General features: G+C 69.5%; 6 protein-coding genes and 1 pseudogene. 3 read left to right on the forward strand and 4 right to left on the reverse strand.

Annotation, left to right across the window (positions count from 1 at the left end; genetic code table 11):
* The 3 genes from VFL64_RS11435 to VFL64_RS11445 all read left to right on the forward strand — a co-directional run.
* Positions 1 to 1,095 (forward strand): S1 family peptidase (locus VFL64_RS11435; RefSeq protein WP_489540503.1); only part of this gene is annotated, 1,095 nt, incomplete at its 5' end.
* Positions 1,092 to 2,081, forward strand: coding sequence for an FHA domain-containing protein (locus tag VFL64_RS11440; protein WP_489540504.1), 990 nt, complete (start codon positions 1,092 to 1,094; stop codon positions 2,079 to 2,081). The genes VFL64_RS11435 and VFL64_RS11440, both read left to right, overlap by 4 nt.
* Positions 2,068 to 2,838, forward strand: a complete 771-nt coding sequence (locus VFL64_RS11445; RefSeq protein WP_489540505.1) for an SDR family oxidoreductase — start codon at positions 2,068 to 2,070, stop codon at positions 2,836 to 2,838. Before VFL64_RS11440 ends, VFL64_RS11445 begins: the two co-directional genes overlap by 14 nt.
* A gap of 27 nt (positions 2,839 to 2,865) precedes the next feature.
* Here the strand turns inward: VFL64_RS11445 and VFL64_RS11450 are convergent, their stop codons facing one another.
* The 4 genes and pseudogenes from VFL64_RS11450 to VFL64_RS11465 all read right to left on the reverse strand — a co-directional run.
* Positions 2,866 to 3,750 (reverse strand): hypothetical protein, encoded by an 885-nt coding sequence (locus VFL64_RS11450; RefSeq protein WP_489540506.1) that lies wholly within the window; start codon positions 3,748 to 3,750, stop codon positions 2,866 to 2,868.
* 117 nt (positions 3,751 to 3,867) lie between these two features.
* Positions 3,868 to 4,872 carry a lipase secretion chaperone gene (locus VFL64_RS11455; protein ID WP_489540507.1) on the reverse strand — a complete coding sequence of 335 codons (1,005 nt, stop codon included), beginning with the start codon at positions 4,870 to 4,872 and terminating at the stop codon, positions 3,868 to 3,870.
* A 28-nt stretch (positions 4,873 to 4,900) separates the two neighbouring features.
* Positions 4,901 to 5,626 carry a DsbC family protein gene (locus VFL64_RS11460; protein WP_489540508.1) on the reverse strand — a complete coding sequence of 242 codons (726 nt, stop codon included), beginning with the start codon at positions 5,624 to 5,626 and terminating at the stop codon, positions 4,901 to 4,903.
* 55 nt (positions 5,627 to 5,681) lie between these two features.
* Positions 5,682 to 6,231: pseudogene (locus VFL64_RS11465) on the reverse strand (hypothetical protein); the annotation flags it as partial.

A 6,231-nucleotide genomic window follows, 5' to 3' on the forward strand; every position in this document is an offset into this window, starting at 1 on the left:
GTGCTCACCAACTTCCACGTGGTGAGCGAGGCCGCCCTCAAGCCGGATCGGCACGAGCTCGTCTCGGTGACGGCCGACGGCCGCGAGGCGCCGGTGCAGATCCTCATGCTCGACGTGCTGCACGACCTGGCCCTGCTCAAGCTGAGCGGGCCCAAGCCGGCCGGCGGCTACGACGCGCTGGCCTTCCGCCCCGAAGCGCAGAAGCTCGCGCAAGGCGAGCGCATGTATTCGCTGGGCAACCCGCTCGACGTGGGCTTTGCCGTCATCGAAGGCAACTACAACGGCCTGGTGGAGCGCAGCTTCTACCCGCAGATCTTCTTCGCCGGCTCGCTGAGCGCCGGCATGAGCGGTGGCCCCGCGCTCGACCAGGAGGGCCGCGTGATCGGCGTCAACGTGGCGCGCCGCGTCGACGGCGAGCAGGTCAGCTTCCTGGTGCCGGGCACGTTCGCCAGCGCCTTGCTCGCACGCGGCCGCGACGCGGCGCCGCTGAAGGGCGACGCCTGGCCCATCGTCACCGCCCAGCTCACCGCCCACCAGGACGTGCTCACCGAACGCTTCATCGCCCAGGGCTGGAAGCCCGCCACCCACCCGCGCTACACCGTGCCGGTGCCGCCCGACCGCTTCATGCGCTGCTGGGGCAGCAGCGAGCCCTCGCGCACCGGTGGCCTGGACTTCGAACGCTCCGACTGCGTGATGGACACGCGCATCTTCGTCGGCGAGTTCAACACCGGCACGCTGGCCACCCGCCACGAGGCCTACGACGGAACCAACCTCGGCACGCTGCGCTTTGCGGCGCAGTACTCGGCGAGCTTCCGCAACGAAGGCTTCACGCGGCTCGGCCCGCAGCAGCAGACCAAGCCGCAGTGCCATGAAGACTACGTCGACCGCCAGGGCCTGGTGCTGCGCGTCGTGACCTGCCTGCGCGCCTACAAGAAGCTGGCGCAGCTGTACGACGTGTCGGTGCTGGTGGCCACGCTCGACCAGCCGCGGGGCGGCGTGCAGGGCCGCTTCGATGCGCAAGGCGTGAGCTACCCCAACGCAATGAAGCTCGCGCGGCACTACATCGAGGCTTATGCCTGGGTGAAATCACCATGAGCGAGGCAGCCATGACGACCGAGACGCTGGCCGTGCTGGAGGTGCTCGACCGCGACGGCAGCGTGCGCCACAGCGTGAGCGTGCGCGAGTGGCCGCTGCGCGTGGGCCGCGCCCTCGACAACGACCTGGTGCTCGACGACCCGCACACCGCCGCCCACCACTTCAGCGTGGCGCCCGATGAGCAGGGCCAGGTCGTGCTCACGGTGGGCGACACCCGCAACGGCGTGCGCTGCGACGCACGCCACCTCGCCGCCGGCGAGCGCATGGTGGTGGGCGCACTGCCGCCGCTGCTGGTGGCCGGCCGCATGCACTTGCGCCTGCGCCTGGCCAGCCACGCGCTCGCGCCCGAGCAGCCGCTGCAGGCCGTGCGCGCGCTCACGCAAGACCTGTCCACACTGGCCGCCCTGGCGCTGGCGGTGATCGCCGTGCTCGTCTTCAGCACCTACCTCGAGAACGACCCCGACACCTTCACCCGCGCGCTGGGTTCGCTCGCCGTCTATGCGGTCGGCGTGGCGCTGGGCTGGGCGGGCCTGTGGACGCTGCTGTCCAAGGTGTTCACGCGCCAGGGCCACTTCGGCTGGCACCTGCGCGTGCTGCTGGTCGCGGTGCTCACCTGGGAGCTGGTGGGCGCAGGCGCCAGCCTGGTGGCGTTTGCGCTGTCGTGGCCCTGGCTCACCGACTTCGTCTTCATCGCCGGTTACCTGATCCTGGGTGCGATGCTGTACTTCCACCTGCAGGCCGTGGAGCCGCACCACCCGCGGCGCACGCGCAGCTTCGCGCTGGCCACGGTGGTGATGGGCATCGTGCTCAGTCTGTGGTTCAACCAGCAGGGCAGCGACCGCCTGGGCAGCGAGCTCTACATGAACCACCTGTTCCCGCCCGCGCTGCGGCTGGCCAAGCCGGTCGACACCGAACACTTCATGCAGGGCGTGGGCGCCTTGCAGTCCACCCTGGATGCGAAGGCGAAGCAAGATGCCAACGACTAGCCACCCCGTACCGACGCGCAGCGTGCTCGTCACCGGCGGCAGCCGCGGCATCGGCGCCGCCACCGCGCGCCTGTGCGCGCAGCAGGGCTGGGCCGTGGCCGTCAACTACACGCGCGACGGCGCCGCCGCGCAGGCGGTGGTGCAGGCCATCCAATCGAGCGGCGGGCAGGCTGTGGCCCTGCAGGCCGACGTGGCCGACGAGGCGCAGGTGCTTGCCATGTTCAAGCGTGTCGACGCCGAGTTGCCGCGGCTCGCGGGCCTGGTCAACAACGCCGGCGTGGTGGACATGCAATCGCGCGTCGACGAGATGAGCGTGGCGCGCCTGCAGCGCATGTTCGCCATCAACGTGATCGGCAGCATGGTCTGCGCGCGCGAGGCGCTGCGCCGCATGTCCACGCGCCACGGCGGGCAGGGCGGGGCCATCGTCAACCTCTCGTCGGTGGCGGCCAAGCTGGGCTCGCCGGGCCTGTACGTCGACTACGCGGCCAGCAAGGGCGCGATCGACACCTTCACGCTCGGCCTGGCACGCGAGGTGGCGACCGAAGGTGTGCGCGTGAATGGCGTGCGCCCCGGCATCATCGACACCGAGATCCACGCCTCGGGTGGCATGGCCGACCGGGTGCAGCAGTCGCTGCACCTGATCCCGATGCAGCGCGCGGGCACGGCCGAGGAGATCGCCCACGCCATCGTCTGGCTGCTGTCGGACGAGGCCAGCTACGCCACCGGCACGACGATCGACGTGTCGGGCGGGCGCTGAAAGCCCATCGCCCGACACTGACGCCGCTCAGGGCGTCACAAAGCTCTTCAGCCAGTTCTGGTTGGCCTCCATCTGCCACGCGGCCGAGCCGGTCTTGAAGCCGGTGTCCAGGCCGCTCGGCGTGGTGCAGCCGCCCACCAGCATGTAGCAGTGGTCGGCGGCGCCGTCGTTCACCTCGGCGGCCTTCACGATGTACCAGCCGCTGCCGTTGGTGCGGAAGCACGAGAGCGCGCTGCTGCCGCACGAGAGCCCGGTGATGGCCTGGTTGGCGGTACGCACGTTGCTGGCGGTCGGGCCGACGAAGGTGTCGGATTCACCATTGACCAGGCGGATGCGGTCGGCCGCCTGCGTGTGCTTGCCGTTGTTCATGCACGAGCTCAGGTCATAGATCGAGTACTTGTTGCCGGTGCCCTGGCCGTACGAAGCGACGATGCGGCTGTCGTAGTTGCGCGAGAGCACCGAGACCACCGAGCCCTGGCTCAGGCCGCCGGTCACCACGCCCTTGGAGCAGTCGGCCTTGGCGCGCGCGCACAAGGTGGCGATGGCGCTGGTGCTGCTGCTGCCGTTGAAGATGCACTTGGCCTTGGCGCCGATGCTGCTGCAGCTGCCGAAGCTGCCGCTCGAATACTGCACCGAGGCGGCGACGAAGCCCTTGGCCGCCATGGCCTTCACCTGGGTCATGGCGAGCTCGCTGTTGTAGTCCTCGCCGGTGCCCACGGTGTGGATGTAGACCGGGTACTTGCCGGTGGTGCTGGGCTCGTAGCCGGCGATGGTGTACGAGGTGGTGCACAGGCTCGTGGTGCCGCCGCGGTAGCTGGCGGTGAAGGCGGTCTGCGCCAGCGCCGCGTTGCCCGCGCCGAGCGCGATGAAGGCCAGGCCGAGCTTCAGGGCACGTGTTCTCAATCCGTTCATGGGTCTCTCCTTGTGATGGTGTGTTTCTTCTTCGGGTCACCGAACCGGTGTGTGAGACCGGCACGCCGGCGGCTGGCCTGGCGGCCATCTGCCTCGGTGGGGCGTGGGGGGAAGGGTTCAGAGCCCGCTGTGGGCGCGGGCGGTGGCGATCTCGTCGGGCTTGAAGTGCTGGCGCAGCAAGGCTTCGAGCTGCTGCTGCTTGTCGGCCACCTCGATCTCGGCGGCGAGCAGGGCGTCGCGCTGGCGCACGAAGCCCGCGTGGCGCAGTTCCCAGGCCTGCTTCTGCGCTTCGAGCTGCTCGCGCTCGACTTCCAGCACCGACTTCGCGCCCTCGACGTCGACGAACTGCTTGCGCAGGAAGACGATCTCCGCGTCGCTCTCGCCCTGCTCGCGCATCTGCGCCACCTGCTTCTCCAGCGCGAACGAGAACTCGGAACCGGCGAACTCCTGTGCCGCCACCTCGCCCGGCAGGCTGGTGCGCAGTGCGAACAGGTGTTGTGCCTGCTGGGCTTCGCTCAGGCGCGGGTCGGCCAGGATGCGTGCCACCTCCGACGCATAGAGCGCGCGCGCCTCCTGCACCGCGAAGAGCTCCTGCACCGAGACCGAATCGAAGTGCCGGCGGCGCAGCGCCATGCTCTTGTCGAGCAGCTCGCGTGCATTGATCGGGCCTTGTGCCTTGAGCTGCTGCAGCAGCTCGCGCTCGTCCGCGCGGTAGGCGGCGTGGCTGCGCAGCAGCCGCCAGGCGCGCTCGGCGGCCAGCGGCGGCAGGGCGGCGCGCAGGCGCGCTTCGATCGGTGCCAGGCTTTGGCCGGGCGCGGGCAGCCAGCTGTCGAGCACCGGCAGCGTCTTGGCGCTCACGGCCAGGCGGCCGAGCGAATCGACGGTGAAGGGGTGGCCTTCGCGCACGTGCGGCACCGCGGGCTCGCTGCTCGCAACGGATGCATCGTTGTCGGCCGCCGGTGTGTCGGGGCGCATGTAGCGTGCGCCTTCCGACTGGGCCAGCGCCTGCACCGAGCTGTCGAGGCGGTCGCCCTCCTGCGTTCGCGTGAGGTAGGCCGTGCCGGCGGCCAGCGCCACGATGCCGGCGGTGGCCATCCAGAACGGGGTGGAGAAAGCAGCCATGGATCAGCCCTTTCGTCGGTGGTTGGTCTCAGCGCACCGCCTTGGCGGTGGTGAGCTTGGCTTCGAGCGTCAGCACGTCGATGGCACCCGGCACGCGCGAGCCGTCGGCGAAGAAGAGGGTGGGCGTGCCGTTGATCTTGAGCTTCTGGCCCAGCGCGAACACCTTGTCGTTGGGCGACTGGCAGCCCAACGGCGCGGTGGGCACGGCCTTGGCGTTGAGCATCCAGTCGTCCCAGGCCTTGGCCGGGTCGCTCGCGCACCAGATGTTCTTGGAGATGGCGGCCGACTCGTCCGACAGGATGTTGTACATGAAGGTGTAGAGCGTGACGTTGTCCAGCCCCTGCAGCGTCTCGCGCAGGCGCTTGCAGTAGCCGCAGTTCGGGTCTTCGAAGATGGCGATCTGCCGCTCGCCGGTGCCCTTGACCTGCTTGAGCGCCAGCTGCAGCGGCAGGTCGGCGAAGCGGATGCGGCTCAGGTCGTCGACGCGCGCACGGGTGTAGTCGTGCGCTGTCTTGCTGTCGACGATGCTCCCCATGAAGATGTACTTGCCGCCGGCGTCGGTGTAGACCACCTCGGTGCCGGTGCGCACCTCGAACAGGCCGAGGTAGGGCGTCTTGGTGACCGAGTCGATGGCCGCCGGCACGCGGGGCTGGATCAGCTTGCGCACGGCGGCTTCCTGGGCAGTCTCGGCGTGGGCGGCCTGGGCCACGGACGCCAGCGTGGCGATGACGGTCAGGGCAAGGAGCTTCTTCATGGGGTTCTCCGGCGCGAGGCACATGCCGTGCGGCATGTGCCTGCGGCCTTGCGGTTTACGGCGTCGCGAAGCCGGCCAGCCAGGTGAGGTTGGCCTTCAGGCCCCAGTTGGTGCTGCCGTTGCGCCAGGTGCTGTCGGTCACGCTCTGCAGGCCGGTGCAGCCGCCCACGCGCTGGTAGCAGTGGTCGGCCGAGAGGTCTCCGACGGCGCTGTCGCGGATCATGATCCAGCCACTGCCGTTGGTCGCCAGGCATTCGTAGGCCAGCGTGCCGCAGGTGCGGCCGGCGACCGACTCGGAGGAGCTGCGCACGACCGTGGCGGTGCCGCCCGGGAAGATGTCGCTCTGCCCGTTGACGATGCGCACGTTGTCCTTCGAGATCGTGTAGTTGCCCGGCGTCATGCACGAGTTCATCACGTAGGTCGTGTACAGCGTGTGTGCACCCATGCCATAGGCGGCGCGCACCCGGCTGTCGTAGTTCTTGGCGTTGATGGCGATCACCGAGCCCTGGCTGAAGCCGGCCACGACCACGCCCTTGGAGCAGTCGGCGGTGGCGCGGGCGCACAGCTTGGAGACGGCGCTGCTGGTCGAGCCGCTGTTGTAGATG

Source organism: Rhizobacter sp., assembly GCF_035702065.1.
Classification (GTDB): domain Bacteria; phylum Pseudomonadota; class Gammaproteobacteria; order Burkholderiales; family Burkholderiaceae_C; genus Rhizobacter.

Excerpts from the sequence above, each read along its gene's own strand:
- VFL64_RS11460 (WP_489540508.1), bottom strand. The coding sequence starts at position 5,626 with ATGAAGAAGCTCCTTGCCCTGACCGTCATCGCCACGCTGGCGTCCGTG.
- VFL64_RS11440 (WP_489540504.1), top strand. The coding sequence starts at position 1,092 with ATGAGCGAGGCAGCCATGACGACCGAGACGCTGGCCGTGCTGGAGGTG.
- VFL64_RS11450 (WP_489540506.1), bottom strand. The coding sequence starts at position 3,750 with ATGAACGGATTGAGAACACGTGCCCTGAAGCTCGGCCTGGCCTTCATC.
- VFL64_RS11445 (WP_489540505.1), top strand. The coding sequence starts at position 2,068 with ATGCCAACGACTAGCCACCCCGTACCGACGCGCAGCGTGCTCGTCACC.
- VFL64_RS11455 (WP_489540507.1), bottom strand. The coding sequence starts at position 4,872 with ATGGCTGCTTTCTCCACCCCGTTCTGGATGGCCACCGCCGGCATCGTG.